General features: G+C 71.3%; 18 protein-coding genes. 11 read left to right on the forward strand and 7 right to left on the reverse strand.

The window, feature by feature from the left end; genetic code table 11:
- Window positions 1-23 precede the first annotated feature (23 nt).
- Genes AB0J33_RS20600 through AB0J33_RS20610 form a run of 3 tightly spaced genes read left to right on the forward strand, consistent with a single transcriptional unit; the run spans window position 24 to window position 2,795 of the window.
- A complete protein-coding gene (locus AB0J33_RS20600; RefSeq protein WP_363615618.1) occupies window positions 24-650 on the forward strand; it encodes a GPP34 family phosphoprotein in 627 nt (208 codons plus the stop codon).
- Window positions 651-696: 46 nt separating this feature from the next.
- Window positions 697-2,208, forward strand: a complete 1,512-nt coding sequence (locus tag AB0J33_RS20605; RefSeq protein WP_363615619.1) for an APC family permease — start codon at window positions 697-699, stop codon at window positions 2,206-2,208.
- The gene (locus tag AB0J33_RS20610; protein WP_363615620.1) at window positions 2,205-2,795 is read left to right on the forward strand and encodes a GNAT family N-acetyltransferase; all 591 of its coding nucleotides are present in this window, start codon (window positions 2,205-2,207) and stop codon (window positions 2,793-2,795) included. Before AB0J33_RS20605 ends, AB0J33_RS20610 begins: the two co-directional genes overlap by 4 nt.
- Before the next feature lie 131 nt (window positions 2,796-2,926).
- On the opposite strand, the gene AB0J33_RS20615 is transcribed toward AB0J33_RS20610, so the two are convergent.
- Window positions 2,927-3,751, reverse strand: coding sequence for a SigB/SigF/SigG family RNA polymerase sigma factor (locus tag AB0J33_RS20615; RefSeq protein WP_363615621.1), 825 nt, complete (start codon window positions 3,749-3,751; stop codon window positions 2,927-2,929).
- A gap of 377 nt (window positions 3,752-4,128) precedes the next feature.
- On the opposite strand from AB0J33_RS20615, the gene AB0J33_RS20620 reads away from it, so the two are divergent.
- Window positions 4,129-4,878 (forward strand): hypothetical protein, encoded by a 750-nt coding sequence (locus tag AB0J33_RS20620; protein WP_363615622.1) that lies wholly within the window; start codon window positions 4,129-4,131, stop codon window positions 4,876-4,878.
- Here the strand turns inward: AB0J33_RS20620 and AB0J33_RS20625 are convergent.
- Window positions 4,827-6,416, reverse strand: a complete 1,590-nt coding sequence (locus AB0J33_RS20625) for a phospholipase D-like domain-containing protein (protein WP_363615623.1) — start codon at window positions 6,414-6,416, stop codon at window positions 4,827-4,829. The two genes, AB0J33_RS20620 and AB0J33_RS20625, sit on opposite strands and share 52 nt — an antisense overlap.
- 134 nt (window positions 6,417-6,550) lie before the next feature.
- Between AB0J33_RS20625 and AB0J33_RS20630 the strand changes: the two genes are divergently transcribed.
- On the forward strand, window positions 6,551-6,679 hold the full coding sequence (locus AB0J33_RS20630; protein ID WP_363615624.1) for a hypothetical protein: 129 nt from the start codon (window positions 6,551-6,553) through the stop codon (window positions 6,677-6,679).
- A 63-nt stretch (window positions 6,680-6,742) separates the two neighbouring features.
- Here AB0J33_RS20630 and AB0J33_RS20635 read toward each other — a convergent pair whose 3' ends face one another.
- Complete coding sequence (locus AB0J33_RS20635; protein ID WP_363615625.1) at window positions 6,743-7,729, reverse strand: pirin family protein; 987 nt, start codon at window positions 7,727-7,729, stop codon at window positions 6,743-6,745.
- Window positions 7,730-7,739: 10 nt separating this feature from the next.
- Window positions 7,740-8,222 carry a MarR family transcriptional regulator gene (locus AB0J33_RS20640; protein ID WP_363615626.1) on the reverse strand — a complete coding sequence of 161 codons (483 nt, stop codon included), beginning with the start codon at window positions 8,220-8,222 and terminating at the stop codon, window positions 7,740-7,742.
- 158 nt (window positions 8,223-8,380) lie between these two features.
- Between AB0J33_RS20640 and AB0J33_RS20645 the strand changes: the two genes are divergently transcribed.
- A complete protein-coding gene (locus AB0J33_RS20645) occupies window positions 8,381-8,914 on the forward strand; it encodes a GNAT family protein (RefSeq protein ID WP_363615627.1) in 534 nt (177 codons plus the stop codon).
- A gap of 55 nt (window positions 8,915-8,969) precedes the next feature.
- Here AB0J33_RS20645 and AB0J33_RS20650 read toward each other — a convergent pair whose 3' ends face one another.
- Window positions 8,970-9,458, reverse strand: coding sequence for an FBP domain-containing protein (locus AB0J33_RS20650; protein ID WP_363615628.1), 489 nt, complete (start codon window positions 9,456-9,458; stop codon window positions 8,970-8,972).
- A 60-nt stretch (window positions 9,459-9,518) separates the two neighbouring features.
- Between AB0J33_RS20650 and AB0J33_RS20655 the strand changes: the two genes are divergently transcribed.
- A complete protein-coding gene (locus AB0J33_RS20655) occupies window positions 9,519-10,088 on the forward strand; it encodes a WHG domain-containing protein (protein WP_363615629.1) in 570 nt (189 codons plus the stop codon).
- A 33-nt stretch (window positions 10,089-10,121) separates the two neighbouring features.
- On the forward strand, window positions 10,122-10,709 hold the full coding sequence (locus tag AB0J33_RS20660) for a DUF1684 domain-containing protein (RefSeq protein WP_363615630.1): 588 nt from the start codon (window positions 10,122-10,124) through the stop codon (window positions 10,707-10,709).
- Between the two features lie 207 nt (window positions 10,710-10,916).
- Here the strand turns inward: AB0J33_RS20660 and AB0J33_RS20665 are convergent, their stop codons facing one another.
- Window positions 10,917-11,522 (reverse strand): general stress protein, encoded by a 606-nt coding sequence (locus AB0J33_RS20665; protein ID WP_363615631.1) that lies wholly within the window; start codon window positions 11,520-11,522, stop codon window positions 10,917-10,919.
- A 111-nt stretch (window positions 11,523-11,633) separates the two neighbouring features.
- On the opposite strand from AB0J33_RS20665, the gene AB0J33_RS20670 reads away from it, so the two are divergent.
- From AB0J33_RS20670 to AB0J33_RS20680, 3 genes are all read left to right on the forward strand, one after another.
- On the forward strand, window positions 11,634-13,463 hold the full coding sequence (locus AB0J33_RS20670) for a glycoside hydrolase family 15 protein (protein ID WP_363615632.1): 1,830 nt from the start codon (window positions 11,634-11,636) through the stop codon (window positions 13,461-13,463).
- A gap of 153 nt (window positions 13,464-13,616) precedes the next feature.
- Window positions 13,617-16,496: a ricin-type beta-trefoil lectin domain protein gene (locus AB0J33_RS20675; RefSeq protein ID WP_363615633.1), complete on the forward strand. Its 2,880-nt coding sequence runs from the start codon at window positions 13,617-13,619 to the stop codon at window positions 16,494-16,496.
- Between the two features lie 115 nt (window positions 16,497-16,611).
- A complete protein-coding gene (locus tag AB0J33_RS20680; RefSeq protein WP_363615634.1) occupies window positions 16,612-17,112 on the forward strand; it encodes a metallophosphoesterase in 501 nt (166 codons plus the stop codon).
- A gap of 123 nt (window positions 17,113-17,235) precedes the next feature.
- Here AB0J33_RS20680 and AB0J33_RS20685 read toward each other — a convergent pair whose 3' ends face one another.
- The gene (locus tag AB0J33_RS20685) at window positions 17,236-17,454 is read right to left on the reverse strand and encodes a DUF3072 domain-containing protein (RefSeq protein ID WP_091402204.1); all 219 of its coding nucleotides are present in this window, start codon (window positions 17,452-17,454) and stop codon (window positions 17,236-17,238) included.
- Window position 17,455: the final 1 nt, after the last annotated feature.

Raw genomic sequence — 17,455 nt, forward strand, 5'->3', positions numbered from 1 at the left:
GACACACCTGTGCGGGAGGACCGTTGCTCATCGCCGACGAGTTCTTCCTGATCGCGCACAACGACAGTCGTGGCAAGGCCAAACTGCACCCGTCGGCGACCGGCCTCGGGCTCGCCGGTGGGCTGCTCGGCGAACTGATCCTTTATGGACACATCACGGTCATGGCCGGGCGGGTCGTCGTCATCGACCGTCGCCCGCCGGCGGACGCGCTGGCGCACACCGTGCTGGACCAGCTGGTCGGGGAATCCCAACACCAGGAGTTGCGTACCTGGCTCAGCTTCCTGGCGCAGAGCGCGACGACCTCGGTGGGGGAGCGGCTGGCGCGTGCCGGCGTGCTGCGCCGCCAGGAGACTCGCCGGTTGCTGCGCACCACGGTCAGCTACCTGCCGATCGACCTCAACGCGGTGGCCTGGCCGGCCACCCGGTTGCGGGCCCTGCTGGACCGGCCGGACCCGCCAGGCGTGCCGGACGCCCTGCTACTCGGCCTGGTCGTAGCCGCCGGGCTGACCCGCGAGGTGCTGTGGAGTGCCGGCCCCCGTGCGCACCACCGGCTCAACGTGCTCATCCCCGCGCTGCCGGCGCCGCTCAAGGAACTCGTCGGGCACACCGAGGCCGCCGTCGGTGCCGCCGTTCTGCGCGGCATCCCCTGATCCCCCGGTAACCCCCAACCCTCCCCTCGACAATCGGAGTAGTCGTATGCCCCCGACATCGACAGTCGACCGACCCAGCAACGTCTCCGAAGCCCTGGCCCGAGGCCGCCTCGGCGTCCCGTCGGTGATCTTCTTCGTCCTCTCCGCCGCCGCGCCGCTGACCGTGGTGGCCGGCGTCGTCACCACCGGCTACGGCGTCATCGGGGTGACCGGCATCCCGTTGGCCTTCCTGCTGATCGCCGCGGTGCTCGCCCTGTTCTCGGTGGGTTACGTGGCGATGTCGCGTCGGGTGGAGAATGCCGGCGCCTTCTACGCCTACATCTCGCGGGGCCTCGGCCGACCGGCCGGCGTGGGGGCCGCCTGGGTCGCGCTGCTCGCGTACAACGCGCTCCAGGTCGGGTTGTACGGCACCATCGGTGTCGCGGCCGAACCGGTGCTCGACCGGATCTTCGGCGGGCACCCGCACTGGGCCGTCGTGGCGCTGGTGGCGTGGGCGTTGGTCGGCCTGCTCGGCCTGCTCCGGGTCGACCTCAACGGCATGGTCCTGGCCGCGCTGCTGGTCGCCGAGATCGTGGTGATCGTCGTCTTCGACCTGGGACAGATCGGCAACCCGGCCGACGGTCAGGTCAGCTTCGCCGCGTTCTCGCCGGACAACCTCTTCGTGCCGGGCGTCGGCGCGGTGCTGGTGCTGGCCATCCTCGGCTTCGTCGGCTTCGAGTCCGCGGTGGTCTTCAGCGAGGAGAGCAAGGATCCGAAGCGGACGGTGCCGCTCGCGACCTACCTCTCGGTGGCGATCATCGCCGGGCTGTACGCGTTGTCGTCCTGGACCATGACGGTCGCCGTGGGGCCCGACCAGATCGTCGCCGCGGCCGGCGAGCAGAGCGTCGCGCTGATCTTCAACCTGGCCGCCGCGCAGCTCGGCGACACCGCGGTCACCATCGGGCAGGCGCTCTTCCTGACCTCCGTGCTCGCCGCGATGATCTCGTTCCACAACACCACGGCCCGCTACACGTTCGCGCTCGGTCGGGAACGGGTGCTGCCCGCGGTGTTCGGCCAGACCTCGGCCCGCAGTGGGGCGCCGCGGGCCGCCTCGGCGGCGCAGAGCGTCCTCGGTCTGCTGGTCATCCTGCTGTACGCGGTCAACGGCTGGGACCCGGTGGTCCAACTGTTCTTCTGGATCGGCACCACCGGCGGATTCGGCGTGCTGCTGTTGATCGCCACCACCTCGGTCGCGGTGATCGCCTACTTCGCCCGTTCGGCCGGCGGCGAGAATCTCTGGCGGCGGGCCATCGCACCCGGCCTGGCCACCATCGCGCTCTTCGTGATCATCTGGTTCGCGGTCTCGAACTTCGCCAACCTGCTCGGCGTCGCGCCGGACAGCACCCTGCGCTGGGCGCTGCCCGTCGCGTACCCGGTGGCTGCGGTGCTGGGCATCGGCTGGGCCCTGCTGCTACGCAGCAACCGCCCGGACACGTACGCCCGGATCGGTCTGGGCGCGGCGAGCGCCGCCGCTGCCGTCAAGCCGCAGGCGCAGGCCACCGTGGACGCGACCCGATGAGCGTGGTCGTCGAGCGCCTCGGGCCGGACGAGACCTCGCTCGTGGCGGCTCGGATCGCCGAGGCGTTCACCGCCCTGCGGGTGACGTACTGGCTGGTGCCCGACCCGAGCAAGCGGGAGGCCGTGCTGGCCGGGAACTTCGAGATCCTGGTCGAGCACGCGATGCGGCACGGCGTGGTGCACGCCACCGCGGACCGGGCCTCGGTCGCCGTCTGGTTCCCGTCGGTCGGCGAGCCGGCGCCGCCGCCCGCGGACTACGACGGCCGCCTGGCCGCCGCCTGCGGCGAGTGGACCGACCGGTTCCAGCACCTCGACGAGCTGTTCGCGGCGAACCACCCGCATCCGGATCACCACCACCTCGCGTTCCTGGCGACCCGGCCGGATCGGCAGGGTCAGGGGCTGGGCAGCGCGCTGATGCGGCACCACCACGCCTGGTTGGACGCCAACGCGATGCCGGCGTACCTGGAGGCGAGCAGTCCGCGCAGCCGGGACCTGTACGCGAGGCACGGCTACCTGGCCGGCGAGCCGTTCCGGGTGCCCGACGGCACGCCGTTCTGGCCGATGTGGCGGGAGCCCGTCGTGCACTGACGGACCCGACACGTACGCAGAGTGCCCGCACTGTCACGCGGGCGTGACAGTGCGGGCGTGCGAGAGGGCCGGGTCCATCGACCCGGCCCTCTCGTGCGTCACTACTCGGTACGTGCCGTCGAGCTGTCCGCTCAGTACGTGCCGTCGAGCTGTCCGCGCAGCTTGGTCAGCGCGCGGGTCAGCAGCCGCGAGACGTGCATCTGCGAGACGCCGATCTGGTCGGCGATCTGCGACTGGGTCAGGTTGCCGTAGAAGCGCAGCGTGAGGATCTTCTGCTCGCGCTCGTCGAGGGTGGCCAGCGCCGGGCCGAGGGCGACCCGCAGCTCGGCCAGCTCGAACTCGTTGTCCTCGCCGCCGAGCATGTCGCCCAGCTCGGTGGCGCGCTCGCCGTCGCCGGTCGGGGTGGACAGCGACACGGCGTTGTACGCGCGGGCGCCTTCCAGACCCTCCAGCACCTCTTCCTCGGTGAGCTTGAGGTGCGCGGCGATGTCGGCGACCGTCGGCGAGCGGCCGAGGGTCTGTAGCAGGGAGCTGTTGGCGTCGGAGATGGCCAGCCGCAGCTCCTGGAGGCGGCGGGGAACCCGGATGTCCCAGGTGCGGTCCCGGAAGTGCCGCTTGAGCTCGCCGATGATGGTGGGGATCGCGTACCCGGCGAAGTCCACGCCGCGCGAGGGGTCGAACTTGTCGATGGCCTTGATCAGGCCGATCGCGGCGGTCTGCGCCAGGTCGTCGTTCGGCTCGCCGCGCCCGCTGTAGCGGTGGGCCAGGTGGTTGGCCAGCGGCAGCCAGGCCTCGATCGCCCGGTCCCGCAGCGCGGCGCGCGACGGGTGGTTGGTGGGCAGCGCGGCCATCGCGTTGAGCAGGTCGGCGGCGCTGTCGGTGAGAGCGCGCGGGTCGAGCTTGGTGGTGGCCTTGACGGCGGCGCTCGGCTGCTCGGTGATCGTTGGCGCGGTCATGGGTGGTCCTCCCTGCACCTCGTCCGCGGACAAAAAGACGTGACGCTTTGGTTTAGCTTTCAGTGGGCCGTTCGGGAGTCACCTTAACCTGATCGTCTCCCCGAAATCTAGCCGAAAGGCTGATGTACTTAAGGCGTGTTTGACAACAAAACGGGGCAAAGGGTGCGCAGGTTGGGATGGCTGTGAGGATCCTTACCCCGCTTTCCGGCCATGAGCCGCTGCCCGCTCGTCCTACCGGTTCGACCGGTCGGTCCCCGCGCCCCGTCGACTGGTCAACATGAAATCCGACATGTCGGCAGGAGTGTCGACTATCCGTCGTTGTCCCGCTGGCGGGACCGGCCGTAGCGTCGCGTGTACACACCCGGTTCGGAGGCACCGTGCTCGATCCAGCCGCTCCCCAGCTCGTCGTGAACAGTCGCACCCTCTACTTCAGCTGGCTGCCGGCGGATCCCGAGGCGGTCGCCGCGCTGGTCCCGCCGGGGCTCAGCCCCCGCCCCGACCGGCAGGTCTTCCTCAACCAGTACATCGTCGACGACGAGACGCAGACATCCGGCTTCGGCGCGTACTCGCTGACCTACCTCGGCGTCTCGCTACTGAGCGTCGACGCGCCCGGCGGCCTCAACCCGGGCGGCTGGTGGACCCACTACGTGGCATCCAGCCGGCGCGTTCGTGAGTACGCCGCCGCCCGCGGCGCCCCGGTGCTCGCCGGGCGCACCCGGATCGAGGTGGACGGCGAGGACCTGCTCTCCGAGACCGAGATCGACGGCACGCCGTTGATCCGGGCACGGTGTCGGGTGGGGGAGACCGGGCACGTGATCAGCAGCGGGCACCACCGCTACTTCACCCGGCGCGACGGCCAACTCCTCAGCTCGGCCTACCCGTTCGTCGCCGAGCCGGTCGCCCCGTTCGAGATCGAGTCGGTGGAGTTCCTCAAGCCCGGCCATCCGATGTACGCGCTGCGCCCGGCGAACCCGCTGACCATCGGCTTCGGCTACTACTCGCCGCGCTCCTCGTTCGCCTACCCCGGTGGGTTGAGCGTGCACGCGGTCGCCGCGCCGGAACCGGCCCGACCGGTTCACCAGGTGCCGGCCAGTCTGGCCCGCAGCGGCCTGCCGTCCGGGTCGTAGACCAGTCGGTACACCGGCAGCGCCCAGGCGCGGGTGTACCACGGCAGCCGCTCCGGGCGGTGCGGGCGCAGCCGACCGGGCGGCCGCTCGCCCACCTGGCCGTCGTCGTACCACCGCTGTAGCGCGTCGGCGGCGGCGGTGACCGCCGCGACGGCGTCCGCCGGATCCAGCAGGTCGGTGTCGTCAGCGCCGTCCGGGTCGCGGTCCAGGTGCTCGCGCCAGAGCCGCAGTCGCAGGTCCCGGGCGAACGTCCGCGCGCCGTCGCCCCGGCCAGCGGGGTCGGTGGGCTCCCGCTGGTCGCGGGTGTCGTCGAGCACCGCGCAGGACAGCTCGCTGTCGTGCGTCCAGGACCGGCGGTTGAAGTTGTCGCTGCCCACGCTGGCCCAGACGTCGTCCACCACGCACACCTTCGCGTGCACGTAGACCGGGCCGCCGGCATGGTTCTCCAGGTCGAACACGTGCACCCGGTCCGGTGCGGCCCGTTCGCACAGCGACAGCGCCTGCTCGCGCCCGACCATGTTCGGCGGCAACGCCAGCTTGCCGTCCACGTCCGGATAGCGGGGGACGACCGCGATCAGGTGCAGATCCGGGTTGTCCCGCAGCGCGTGCGCGAACAGATCCGCGACCTCGGCCGACCAGAGGTACTGGTCCTCCAGGTAGATGAGACGGCGGGCGCGGCGTACCGCCTTGGTGTAGCCCCGGGCCACGGTGCGTTCCCCGTCCGGTGCGAACGCGTAGCGGGGACGGACGGCCGGGTAGGTGCGCAGCACCTGGATCTGGTGCGGACCGCAGGGTGGCGGATCCGCCGGTTGCTCGGGCAGCGGGTCGGGGCGCAGGTCCGAGTCGCGCAGCCGATCCCGCAGGTAGGCCATCGGATTCTCCGAGTCCAGCGGCATCGGGTCGGTCCAGCGTTCCCGGAACAGGGTGTCCAACGCGCCGACCACCGGGCCGCGCACCGCGAGCTGCACGTCGTGCCAGGGCGGGTTGGGTCCGTATCGGGGAGACATCTGCACCGGCTGCGGGTCGCCGCGGTGCGCGGCGTCGTCCCGGCGGCTGTGGCACAGGTCGATCCCGCCGGCGAAGGCGACATCCCGCTCCGGCGCGCCCACGTGCCGCAGCACCACAAGCTTCTGGTGGTGCGAGCCGCCGCGCCGGACCCGCTGGTCCAGCAGCACCTCCCCGCCGGCGGCCGAGATCGTCTCGCTGAGGTCGCGATTCTCGGCCTCGCTGTACGCGAGGACGTCGAGGTGCGATCGCCAGATCAACCCCTTGACCACCACACCGCGCTGGGCGGCCTGGGCGAAGAGTTGTGCCACGGTCGGGCCGTCCGGGCGTAGCCGCTGGTCCGGGTCGCCCCGCCAGTCGGTGAAGAACAAATGGTCGCCGGGGCCCAGCGCCTCGACCTCGTCGACCAGCCGGTCGAAGTAGGCGGCACCGTGAATCAACGGCTCAGCGAGGTTTCCCGTGGTCCACACGGGTAACCCAGAGACCGGGTTGGCGCGTTCCTCCGCGGTGAGAAACCAGTCCTGCAACGGCACCGTCCAGCCCCCCTGGAGGTCGGCAACGTCCTCACGGTAGGACCCCCGACCCGGGTCCGCACGCCAGGCCGACCGACAGGTGACCTGGCCAACGCCAGCGCAAGCGACGCGACAACAGCCGAGGAGGCCACAGCATGCCCCGCAACACGACGAATCCCGTGACCGAGGACCGCGAGCCGGCGGTGGAGAGCGAACGGGGTGCGCTGGTAGCGGTGTTGGTGATGGTGATCCTGGGAGTCGCCGGGATCTTCGCGGTCTCCTGAGGCGCGCCGGCGCCCCGGGGGTGAACCGGAGGCGCCGGCGCCGATCTCAGCGGTCGACCGTGGTCAGGGCCGGGGGCCCTGGCCGCCGGTGTGCGGGAGTCGCTCGGTGGGGATCACGCCGAGGCGGCCGGCCTGGAAGTCCTCGAACGCCTGAAGCAGCTCGTCCCGGGTGTTCATCACGAACGGGCCGTATTGTGCCACCGGCTCCCGGATCGGCTCACCACCCATGATGTAGAGGTCCAGCGCCGGGGTGTTGCTGTCCTGCGTGGTGTCGGCGCTGAACCGCAGCGCGTCACCCGGGCCGTGCACCGCGAGCTGGCCGGTACGCACCGGCCGCCGGTCGGCGCCGACCGTGCCGCGACCGCCCAGCACGTACACCAGGGCGTTGAAGTCGGGCCGCCAGGGCAGGTCCACCCGCGCGCCCGGTTGCACGGTGACGTGCGTGATGGTGATCGGGGTGAAGGTCGAACCCGGGCCGCGGTGGCCGGCGACCTCGCCGGCGATGACCCGGATCAGCGCACCGCCGTCGGGCGTGGTGAGCAGCGCCGACTCCCGACCACGGATGTCCTGGTAGCGCGGCGGGTTCATCTTGGCCGAGCGGGGCAGGTTGACCCAGAGTTGGGTGCCGTGGAAGAGCCCGCCGCTCACCACCAGGTGCTCCGGCGGCGCCTCGATGTGCAGCAGGCCGCTGCCCGCCGTCATCCACTGCGTGTCGCCGTCGGTGATGGTGCCGCCACCGCCGTGGGAGTCCTGGTGGTCGAAGACACCGTCGATGATGTAGGTGACGGTCTCGAAGCCGCGGTGCGGGTGCCACGGGGTGCCCTTGGGCTCGCCCGGGGCGTAGTCGACCTCACCCATCTGGTCGAGGTGGATGAACGGGTCCAGGTCGGTGGTCGACACCCCGGCGAAGGCGCGGCGGACCGGGAAGCCCTCACCCTCGAAGCCGCTGGGCGCGGTGGTCACCTTGCGGACCGGGCGGAACGCGGTGGTCTCGTCGAGTCGGGGCAGGCGGGGTAGGACGAGAACGTTGTCGACGGTGATCGCGGGCATCGAAAGGCTCCTAACGGATGGCGGGGGTGGTCGAGCTGACCCGCGAGGCGCGCAGGCGCTCGCCGAGCCGATCGAAGATCCGGGTGAGGCAGGCGACCTCGGCGTCGTCGAGGTCGTCCATCAGGTGGGTGCGCACCGACGCCAGGTGGTGCGGTGCGGCTTCGCGCAGGGCCAGCAGCCCGGCGGCGGTGAGCACCGCCTCGCTGCCGCGCCGGTCGTCCGGGCAGGGCTCCTTGCTGACCAGGCCGCGACGCTGCATGGAGGAGACCTGGTAGGTGAGGCGGCTGGGCGAGAAGATCAATCGGCTGGCCAGCTCGCCCATCCGCAGCCGCTGCCCCGGCGCCTCGGAGAGCAGGACCAGCACGTGGTAGTCGGCGAAGCTGAGCTCGCTGTCGGCCCGCAGGTCCTCTTCCAGTCGGGTGTAGAGACGCTGGCTGGCCTCGATGTAGGCGCGCCAGGCGGCCTCTCGGATGCTGTCCAGGCTCTCGGTCATGCCCACGACGATAGCACTATTTCAAAATTTAACTAACACCGTTGAGCGTTGCCTGGCTCACTTGTTCGGTGCCGGTGGGGTCGGATCGTGCAGTTTTGAAGAAGCTCTGCGCCAATCCGGCGGCGGCGGGGCCGCGCGTTGTGCCAGACTCCGGCCTCGTGGAACACGTGGAACTCGCCGCCGCCGACCTGTTGCTGCGCCCCTGGCGCGACGAGGACGCCCCGGCGGTGCGCGACGCCCTGCGCGACCCGGCGATCGCTCAGTGGAACCCGCAGGGCGACGGCCCGATCGACGACGAGGTCGCGCTGCTCTGGGTTCGCCGCCGGGCCGACTGGTCCACCGGTGACCATGCCTCGATGGCGGTGACCGCGGCGGCCGGCGGCAGTCTGCTCGGCTCGGTCTCGCTGCACCGCATCCACGACGGCGACGCGTCCATCGGCTACTGGACGGTGCCCGCCGCGCGGGGCCGGCAGGTGGCGGTACGCGCCGTCGTCCGGCTCACCGAATGGGCGTTCGCGGATCTCGGGCTGCACCGGGTCGAGTTGTGTCACGCGGTGGCCAATCCGGCGTCCTGCCGAGTCGCCGGACGGGCCGGCTACCGGGCCGAGGGAACCCTGCGCGAGTCGTACCGGTACGGCGACGGCCGCCGCTACGACGAGCACCTGCACGCCCGCCTGGCCACCGACCGCTAGGCGGGGCGGCCCGGCGTCCGAATACGGCCCGAGCCGCGCGGGTCGCCCCGAACCGTCACTCGGTGACCTTGCGGAGGAACGTCGCGAGGGCCGTCCGGACGCGCTCGATCCTCTCCGGCAGGGGCAGAGGCTCGGGCGCGGGGGGTCCGGCGTGCTTCTTGCCCCGCAGATACAGCGAGCAGGCCAGGTCGGAGCACAGATACGTGCCCACGGAGTCGCCCTGCCGCCCGCTCGGACCGGCCTTGGGGGCGGTCATCAACGAGACGCCTCCGCCGAGGTGCGTGGTCAGGCAGAACGAGCACATGCTGTGCCGCACGCGCCCCGTCTGGTGCGTCGCGGCCCGCAGCACCACCCCGGCCAGCTTCCCGTCGGTCTCGGCGACCAGGTAGGCCCGCTGCGGCGCGGAGGGATCCCGCCAACCGAGGAAGTCGAGGTCGTCCCAGGGACGCATTTCAAGATCGTTCGGTACGGCCAGCCGCTTCGCCTCACCCCGGCTGCAGTTGACGAAGGACGCGCGGATGACGGATTCGGTCAGGACCAACATAGGTTGTAGCCTAGCTCTCCTAGGCAAGCGTTTATTACCGCTAGTTTTGGAGTGTGCTGCATGGCACGTGCCGGGGTGACCGTCGAGCGCCTGACGCTGGCCGCGGCCGAGCTGGCCGACGAGGTGGGGGTGGACAACGTCACCGTCGCCGCGCTCGCCCGCCAGTTCGGGGTGAAGGACGCGAGCCTGTACTTCCACCTCAAGAACGCGCACGAACTGCGGGTCAGGATCGCCCTGCTGGCCCTGGCGGAGCTGGCCGACCGGGTCGCCGCCGCGCTCGCCGGCCGGGCTGGCAAGGACGCGCTGGTGGCGTTCGCCAACGCGTACCGCGACTACGCCCGAGAGCATCCGGGCCGCTACGCCGCCATGCAGATCGACCTCGACCCGGAAACCGCCGCCGCGAGCGCGGGCGTCCGGCACGCCGAGATGACCCGGGCGATCCTGCGCGGCTACCGGCTCACCGAGCCCGACCAGACCGACGCGGTGCGGATGATGCACAGCACGTTCCACGGCTTCGTGAGCCTGGAGCGGACCGGCGGCTTCCGGCACACCCCACGTGCCACGGACGACTCGTGGGCACGCACCCTGGACGCCCTCGACGCCGTCCTCACCACCTGGCCGTCGCGCTGAGGTGCCGCAGCGCCACGACATAGGCTCGGTGGCGTGGATGATCTCGAGTTGGCCGACTGGCGGGAGCGGATCGCCCGGCTGTACCTGTCCGACGTCGACCTGGCCGGTTTCCGCGCCGGCCGCGACGAACTCTTCGCCACCCACCCGCAGAGCCCGATCCCACCGGCGGACCGGGCCGGCTTCACCGCGGTGCGCTACTTCCCGGCCAATCCCGAGGCCGTGGTCGAGGCACCCCTGCGCCCGGCCAGCGGCGAGCTGCGCATCGACACCGGTGGCCCGGACGGGGTGGTCGCGTACCGGCGGGTCGCGGTGGCCGAGACGCCGTGGGGTCCGCTGACCCTGTGGTGGATCGAGGCGTACGGGGGCGGGCTGTTCGTTCCGCTGCGCGACGGCACCTGCGGACAGGAGAGCTACGGGGGAGGTCGCTACCTCACCGACACGGTGAAGGGCACCTTCGGCCGGGGCGTCGAGCTGCTGCCCGGCGACCGGGTCCGGCTGGACGCCAACTACCTCTACAACCCGAGCTGCGCCTACGACGACCGCTGGGCCTGCCCGCTGGCGCCACCGGAGAACCGGGTCGACGTGCCGCTGCGGGCCGGCGAGATGGCGTACCACGACTGAACGGTGACCGGCCCCGTCGCGCCACCTTCCGCGATCTTGCGATTTCTGCGGCCATAAAACGCGGGCGGGCGCCGGTCGGGCACGTCACGTTCGCGGTGGACCCGGTGCGTGGGGAGACGCGGTACGGCGAACTGTTCGAGGCCCAGCCCGACTGAACGACCAAACGGCCGCCCCGGCCTGGTGCCGGGACGGCCGGTCGATCGTCGCTCAGCGGGTGTTCGTCCCCTCAGCGGGCGTTCGTGCCGAGCTGGGCATCTGCATCCGGGCGAGCAGCTGCCGCGCCTGGTCGGCGAGCTGCGCGTCGACGATCACCGCGTACTGGCCCGCGCGCAGCGAGCTGGCCGAGGTGAAGTCGCGCTGCCCACCGGTCATGGCGTGGGCGACCGCGCCGAACACGGCACCCCAGATCGCACCGATGACCAGGCCGACCAGGATCACCGCCAGCCAGTTCCCGACGGTGAAGATGCCGAACAGCAGGCCGATGAAGAGCCCGAACCAGGCTCCGGTGCCGGCGCCGAGCAGGCCGGCTCGACCGGTGGTCATCCGCCCGAGCACCGTCTCCACCAGGGTGAGGTTGGTGCCGACGATGGCGCTGTGCTCCACCGGAAAGCGGTTGTCGGCCAGATAGTCGACGACCCGCTGCGCGGCCGGATAGTCCGGGTACGAGCCGATCGTCACGGTCGGCGCACCGGCCTCCGGCCCGTGGCCGTCACCGGCCGGCGTCGACAGGCGGCCGGCCGGCCCGGTGGGAAGCAGGTCGCCACCCTGTGTGCCGGACCGCCAGGCGGCGGTCGGCCCCGAAGCTGACGTCATGAGCATCCTCCCTCGTCAGCTGCCCGGGTTCCCGTCCAGGGCGACCGGTAACGCGGGAACCGCCGTCGGGCAGCAGGGGAATGGGCCCGCACTGCCCGGGTAGCCAGTCGGGTGGAGAGCGGACAGATCAGCGACTACGGCTTCCTCGCCGACGGCCGCAGCGCGGCGCTGGTGGACGGCACGGGTTCGGTGAACTGGTGGTGCCCGGGCCGGTTCGACGCCCCGTCGGTGTTCGGGCGGCTGCTCGACGAGGAGGCCGGGCACTGGTCGATCCGGCCGGAGGGCGACTACCGCGTCGAACGCGACTACCTCGACGAGACCCTGGTGCTGCGGACGGTCTTCCACACCCCGCAGGGAGAGGTCGCGCTGACCGACGCGCTCGCCTTCGAGCCCGGCTCCCGCGGTCACGACATCGGCCTGCACTCGCCGCAGGTGCTGGTCCGGTCGGTGGAGGGGCTGTCCGGCGCGGTGCCGATGCGGCTGCACTACCGGCCGCGCTTCGAGTACGGCCGCACCATCGCCTACCTGATCGAGCGCGAGGACATGCTGGAGGCCATCGCCGGGGCCGCCCGACTCACCCTGCGCGGCAGCGTGCGGTTGACCGCCGGCGACGGCGAGGCGGTCGGGACCTTCACCGTCCGCGCCGGCACGAAACACACCTTCACCCTCGGGTACGCCCCGACCTACGACGCGCCACTGCCCGAGGTGCCGGACGCCGACCAGACCATCGCCGACACCGCTGCCGGTTGGCGCTCCTGGTCGGCGGAGCACGCCTACGACGGGCTCTACGCCGAGCAGGTGCGGCGCAGCCGATTGGTGGTGCAGGGCATGACGTACCGGCCCAGCGGCGCCGTGGTGGCCTCGGTGACCACCTCACTGCCGGAGAAGCTCGGCGGCGACCGCAACTACGACTACCGCTACGTCTGGGTGCGCGACTTCAGCCTGACCCTGCGCGCGCTGTGGCGGACGGCGTGCCTGGACGAGGTGCAACGGCAGTTCGAGTGGCTGGGTCGGGCGATGGGCCGTATCGACGACCGACCGGTGCCCATCATGTACGGGGTGCTGGGGGAGCGGGACCTCACCGAGCACCGCCTGGACCAGCTCGGCGGGTACCGCGACAGCCCGCCCGTGGTGATCGGCAACGACGCCTGGCAGCAGCGGCAGACCGACATCTTCGGCGAGGCGTTGGACGCCGCCTGGCTGATGCGCGACAAGCTGGAGCCGCTGGACCCCGAGGTGCACCACGTCCTGCGGTTGCTCGCCGACCAGGCCGCGCGTGACTGGGCGCTCCCCGACGCGGGCATGTGGGAGGAGCGCGGCATCCAGCACCACCACGTGTCCTCGAAGGTGCAGTGCTGGGTGGCGCTGGATCGGGCGGTGCGCTTCGGTGACCTGCTCGGCGGGCCGCAGGACGTGGCCCGCTGGACGGCTGCCCGCGACTCGGTGCGCGCGCAGGTGTTGGAGCGGGGCTGGAGCACGCGGCTCCAGTCGTTCACCGGGAGTTTCGAGTCCGATGACCTGGACTCGTCGGTGTTGGTGATGCCGCTGGTCGGCTTCCTGCGCGCCGACGACCCGCGGATGCTCTCCACGATCCGGGCGGTGGAACGGCGGCTCTCCCACGACGGCCTGCTGCGGCGCTGGGACGGCGACCCGGCGGGATTTCTCATCTGCTCGTTCTGGCTGGTGTGCTGCCTGGCGCTGGCCGGTGAGCGGGACCGGGCGCACGAGCTGTTCCGTGGGTTGGCGCAGCGGGTCAACGACCTCGGCCTGTTCGCCGAGCAGATCGACCCGCTGACCGGGGAGCAGCTGGGCAACTTCCCGCAGGCGTTCTCGCACATCGGCCTGATCAACGCCGCCGGTGTGCTGACCGACGTCGAGCGGGACCCGACGCTGCGGCACTGCGGGATGCCCCCGGCGTACTTCTCGCCGGCGCGTTCCTAAGCCCGGACTTTCCTGGATATCGTGACAACTTTCTATCTGTTGGAGTGAAGTTCTATCGCTTCCCAGTGAAAGGCGTTAATGTCCGGGGCACCCTGCGGTGCTCCTCCAGTCGGCGGGAGCGGCACCGAGATCCCCCGGACAGCTGGAGGTCTCGTGTCCCGCACTCCGCGCCGACGTCTCGTCGGCGCCGCCACCCTGCTCACCGTCCTCGTCGCGCTCTGCCTCGTCCCGCAGGCCAGCGACCGTCCGGCCGCCGCGTCCCCGGCCCGGGCCGCCGCGGCGCTGGCACCGCCCGCCACCACCGGCTTCGAGAAGATCGCCCTCGACGGCGGTCTCGCCATGGGTGAGCCGATCGAACTGGCCGTCGCCCCCGACGGCAAGGTCTTCTACATCAACCGGGGCACCAGCAGCGCCGGTGGTCAGGTCCGCCTCTACAACCCGGCGACCAGTTCGACCACCGTGGCGCTGACCCTGGCACTGGACGCCCGCTTCGAGGACGGCCTGATCGGCATCACCCTGCACCCGAGCTTCGCGACCAACCGGTGGGTCTACCTCTTCTACTCGCCGAAGGTCACCCCCCTGGTCAACCGGATCAGCCGGTTCACCTTCAACCCGTCCACCCTGCTGCTCGACCCGGCCAGCGAGGACATGCTCATCGAGTGGCCCACCGAACGCGATCTCTGCTGCCACTCGGCCGGCTCGATGAGCTGGGACACCGCCGGCAACCTGTACTTCGCCGTCGGCGACAACACCAACTCCGGCGGCGACTCCGCCGGGATGGCGCCGATCGACGAGCGGACCAGCCGCAACCCGCAGTACGACGCCCAACGCACCTCCGGCAACACCAACGACCTGCGCGGCAAGATCAACCGGATCCATCCGGAGAACGACGGCAGCTACACCGTCCCCTCCGGCAACCTCTTCGCCGCCGGCACCGCGCGGACCCGCCCGGAGATCTACGTGATGGGTGTGCGCAACCCGTACCGGATCTGGGTGGACCGCAAGGCGAACAACACGCTCTACTGGGGCGAGGTCGGTCCGGACGCCGGCGCCGACCTCGCCAACCGCGGCCCGGCGGCGTACGACGAGTTCAACCGGGCCAACGGGCCCGGCAACTACGGATGGCCGTACTGCGGTGGCCCCAACGTCGCCTACAACGACTGGGACTTCGCCACCGCCATGCCCCGCGGCTGGTTCCCGTGCGGCGGCTCGACCGGGCCGGTCAACAACTCACCGCGCAACACCGGTGTGCAGCAGCTCCCGCCGACGAAACCGGCGCTGGTCTGGGAGCAGCACGGCGGCAGTGAGGACTGGCCGGCGCTGGACAACCCGGGTGGGTGTGGGTCGCCCAACCACGTCGAGGTCTACCACTACGACCCGAACCTCGCCTCGGACGTGAAGTGGCCGGCCTACTACGACAACAAGTGGCTGATCTCCGAGTACTGCCGCAACTGGATCAAGGAGGTCCAGTTCGACAACGGCAACCCGTCCACCGGCGCGCCGACGGTGATCGAGCCGGTGCTCGCCGGCATGAAGCTCGTCCACCCGATCGACTGGCAGTTCGGCCCGGACGGTTCGCTCTACCTGCTGGAATACGGCAGCGGCTACTTCTCCGGCGCGGTCGACGCCGGCCTCTACAAAATCAACTACGTGCAGGGCGGCCGGTCACCGGTGGCGAAGGCCACCGTCAACCGGGACAACGGGCTGGCCCCGCTGGCCGTGAGCTTCTCCAGCGCCGGCAGCGCCGATCCGGACGGTGACCCGCTGACCTACGCCTGGGACTTCACCAACAACGGCAGCACCGACTCGACCGCCGCCAACCCCTCGTTCACGTACTCCGCCAACGGCAGCTTCAACGCCCGGCTCACCGTCAACGACGGCACCGGTCGCAGCGCGACCACGCTGGTGCCGGTGGTCGTCGGCAACAACCGGCCGACGGTCACACTGAACGGCCTACCCGCCGGCGGGCTCTTCGACTGGGGGCAGGACCTGACGGTGAGCGCCACCGCCAGCGACCCGCAGGACGGCACACCGGCCTGCTCCGCGGTGGTCGTCCGGGCCGCGCTCGGCCATCAGGAGCACGCCCACGAGGAGGGGGAGGGGACCGGCTGCGGGGCGACCTTCAACACCGGCCCGGTGCACGCCGGCCCCGACTCGGTGCTGTTCTTCGTCCTCCGGGGCAGCTACACCGATCGCGGCGCGACCGGCTCGGCCGCGCTCACCGGCCAGCAGGACATCAGCCTCTACCCGAAACAGTGGCAGGCCGAGCACTTCGTCCAGCTCAACGGACCCAAGGTGATCGACCAGGCGGCGGCCGAGGGTGGCAAGCGGCTCGGTGACATCCAGAACGGTGAGAGCGTCCGACACCACGCGGTGAGCCTCAAGGGCATCACCGGCGTCCGGGCCCGCGTCTCCTCCGGCGGCCCCGGCGGCACCCTCTCCTTCCGGTACGACTCACCGACCGGCACCGAGGTCGCCCGGATCGCGGTGCCCAACACCGGCGGCTGGGACAACTACACCGAGCTGAGCGCCACGGTGACCAGGCCGGACGACGGCACCCACGACCTGTACCTGGTGATGACCGGCGGCAGCGGCGCGTTGCTGGACGTCGACAGCTACACCTTCACCGGCCCCGGGGTCGGCACCGGAGGGGCGCGCACCGGCGAGATCAAGGCCCTCGGCAAGTGCGCGGACATCGCCTCCAGCCAGACCGCGAACGGCACCAGGGTGCAGACCTGGACCTGCAACGGCACCGCCGCGCAGCGCTGGACCCTCCCGGGCGACGGCACGGTGCGTGGGCTCAACAAGTGCCTGGACGTGCAGGCGAGCGGCACCACCGACGGCACGCTCGTGCAGCTCTACGACTGCAACGGCAGCGGGGCCCAGCAGTGGGCCGCCCAGCCGGACGGCAGCCTGCGCAACCCCCAGTCCGGGCGCTGCCTGGACATCCCCAACTCGGATCTCACCGACGGCCGGCAACTGCGCATCTGGACCTGCAACGGCACCGGGGCGCAACGCTGGACGCTCCCGTGACGGGCCACTGACCCGTACCCGGGGTGTCGGTGACGCCCCGGGCGCGGCGGAGGCGAGCCCGGCCGTCCACCCACGTCCCCCGGTGGACGGCCGGGACTCGGGGGACAATGCCGGGATGCGGCTGGTGCTCACGGCGGACACCCACCTACCGAAGCGGGCCCGGGACCTGCCCGGGCCCCTCTGGGCGGCGATCGAGGAGGCCGACGTGGTGGTGCACGCCGGCGACTGGGTGGACGAGGCGCTGCTCGACGCCATGACCGCCCGGTCACGCCGACTGATCGGGGTGTACGGCAACAACGACGGCCCGGCGCTGCGCGCCCGGCTGCCGGAGGTGGCCCGGGTCGAGCTCGACGGCCTGCGGGTCGCGGTGGTGCACGAGACCGGGCCACGGACCGGCCGTGAGAAGCGGTGCGCGGCCCGCTTTCCCGATGTCGATTTGCTGGTCTTCGGCCACTCGCACATCCCCTGGGACACCGAAGCGGCAGGTGGGCTGCGCCTGCTCAACCCCGGCTCACCCACCGACCGTCGTTCCCAACCGCACGCCACCTACCAGACCGCCGAGATCCGCGCCGGCCACCTGACCGAGGTGCGGCTGCACCGCCTGCCCCGCCCCTGACCCTCGGCCAGGGTTGCCCGGGAGTGATCAACTCCGCTTCCGTGATATCGCGGTGTCCAAGTCCGGCGGACACCCCGTTCTCCGGGAAGCGGAGTCGACCATAGGGCCTCGACCAGGAATGGGTTACTGGCCCCGGCCCGTTTCGGCCTGGAGTTCGTCGATCCGCTTGGACGCCTCGGCCTTGGTCAGGTCGTCCGGGAGGTCGGCATGGGCTTCCCGGGCCAGCGTGCTCAGGTAGGACTCCTGAGCGGCGGTCGGCGGTTCGTCGCCGGTGACCCACTCGTCCGGGTCCTTGATCGCGGCATTCTGGTCGGCCTGCTCGGTACGGCGGTCCGTCATCATC

The sequence above is a fragment of the Micromonospora sp. NPDC049645 genome, assembly GCF_040675155.1.
Lineage (GTDB): Bacteria > Actinomycetota > Actinomycetes > Mycobacteriales > Micromonosporaceae > Micromonospora.

Bases quoted from the DNA above. Each gene is read 5' to 3' on its own strand.
- AB0J33_RS20630 (WP_363615624.1), top strand. From the start codon at position 6,551: ATGCCCCGCAACACGACGAATCCCGTGACCGAGGACCGCGAGCCGGCG.
- AB0J33_RS20605 (WP_363615619.1), top strand. From the start codon at position 697: ATGCCCCCGACATCGACAGTCGACCGACCCAGCAACGTCTCCGAAGCC.
- AB0J33_RS20650 (WP_363615628.1), bottom strand. From the start codon at position 9,458: ATGTTGGTCCTGACCGAATCCGTCATCCGCGCGTCCTTCGTCAACTGC.
- AB0J33_RS20610 (WP_363615620.1), top strand. From the start codon at position 2,205: ATGAGCGTGGTCGTCGAGCGCCTCGGGCCGGACGAGACCTCGCTCGTG.
- AB0J33_RS20680 (WP_363615634.1), top strand. From the start codon at position 16,612: ATGCGGCTGGTGCTCACGGCGGACACCCACCTACCGAAGCGGGCCCGG.
- AB0J33_RS20640 (WP_363615626.1), bottom strand. From the start codon at position 8,222: ATGACCGAGAGCCTGGACAGCATCCGAGAGGCCGCCTGGCGCGCCTAC.
- AB0J33_RS20615 (WP_363615621.1), bottom strand. From the start codon at position 3,751: ATGACCGCGCCAACGATCACCGAGCAGCCGAGCGCCGCCGTCAAGGCC.
- AB0J33_RS20635 (WP_363615625.1), bottom strand. From the start codon at position 7,729: ATGCCCGCGATCACCGTCGACAACGTTCTCGTCCTACCCCGCCTGCCC.
- AB0J33_RS20655 (WP_363615629.1), top strand. From the start codon at position 9,519: ATGGCACGTGCCGGGGTGACCGTCGAGCGCCTGACGCTGGCCGCGGCC.
- AB0J33_RS20685 (WP_091402204.1), bottom strand. From the start codon at position 17,454: ATGATGACGGACCGCCGTACCGAGCAGGCCGACCAGAATGCCGCGATC.
- AB0J33_RS20665 (WP_363615631.1), bottom strand. From the start codon at position 11,522: ATGACGTCAGCTTCGGGGCCGACCGCCGCCTGGCGGTCCGGCACACAG.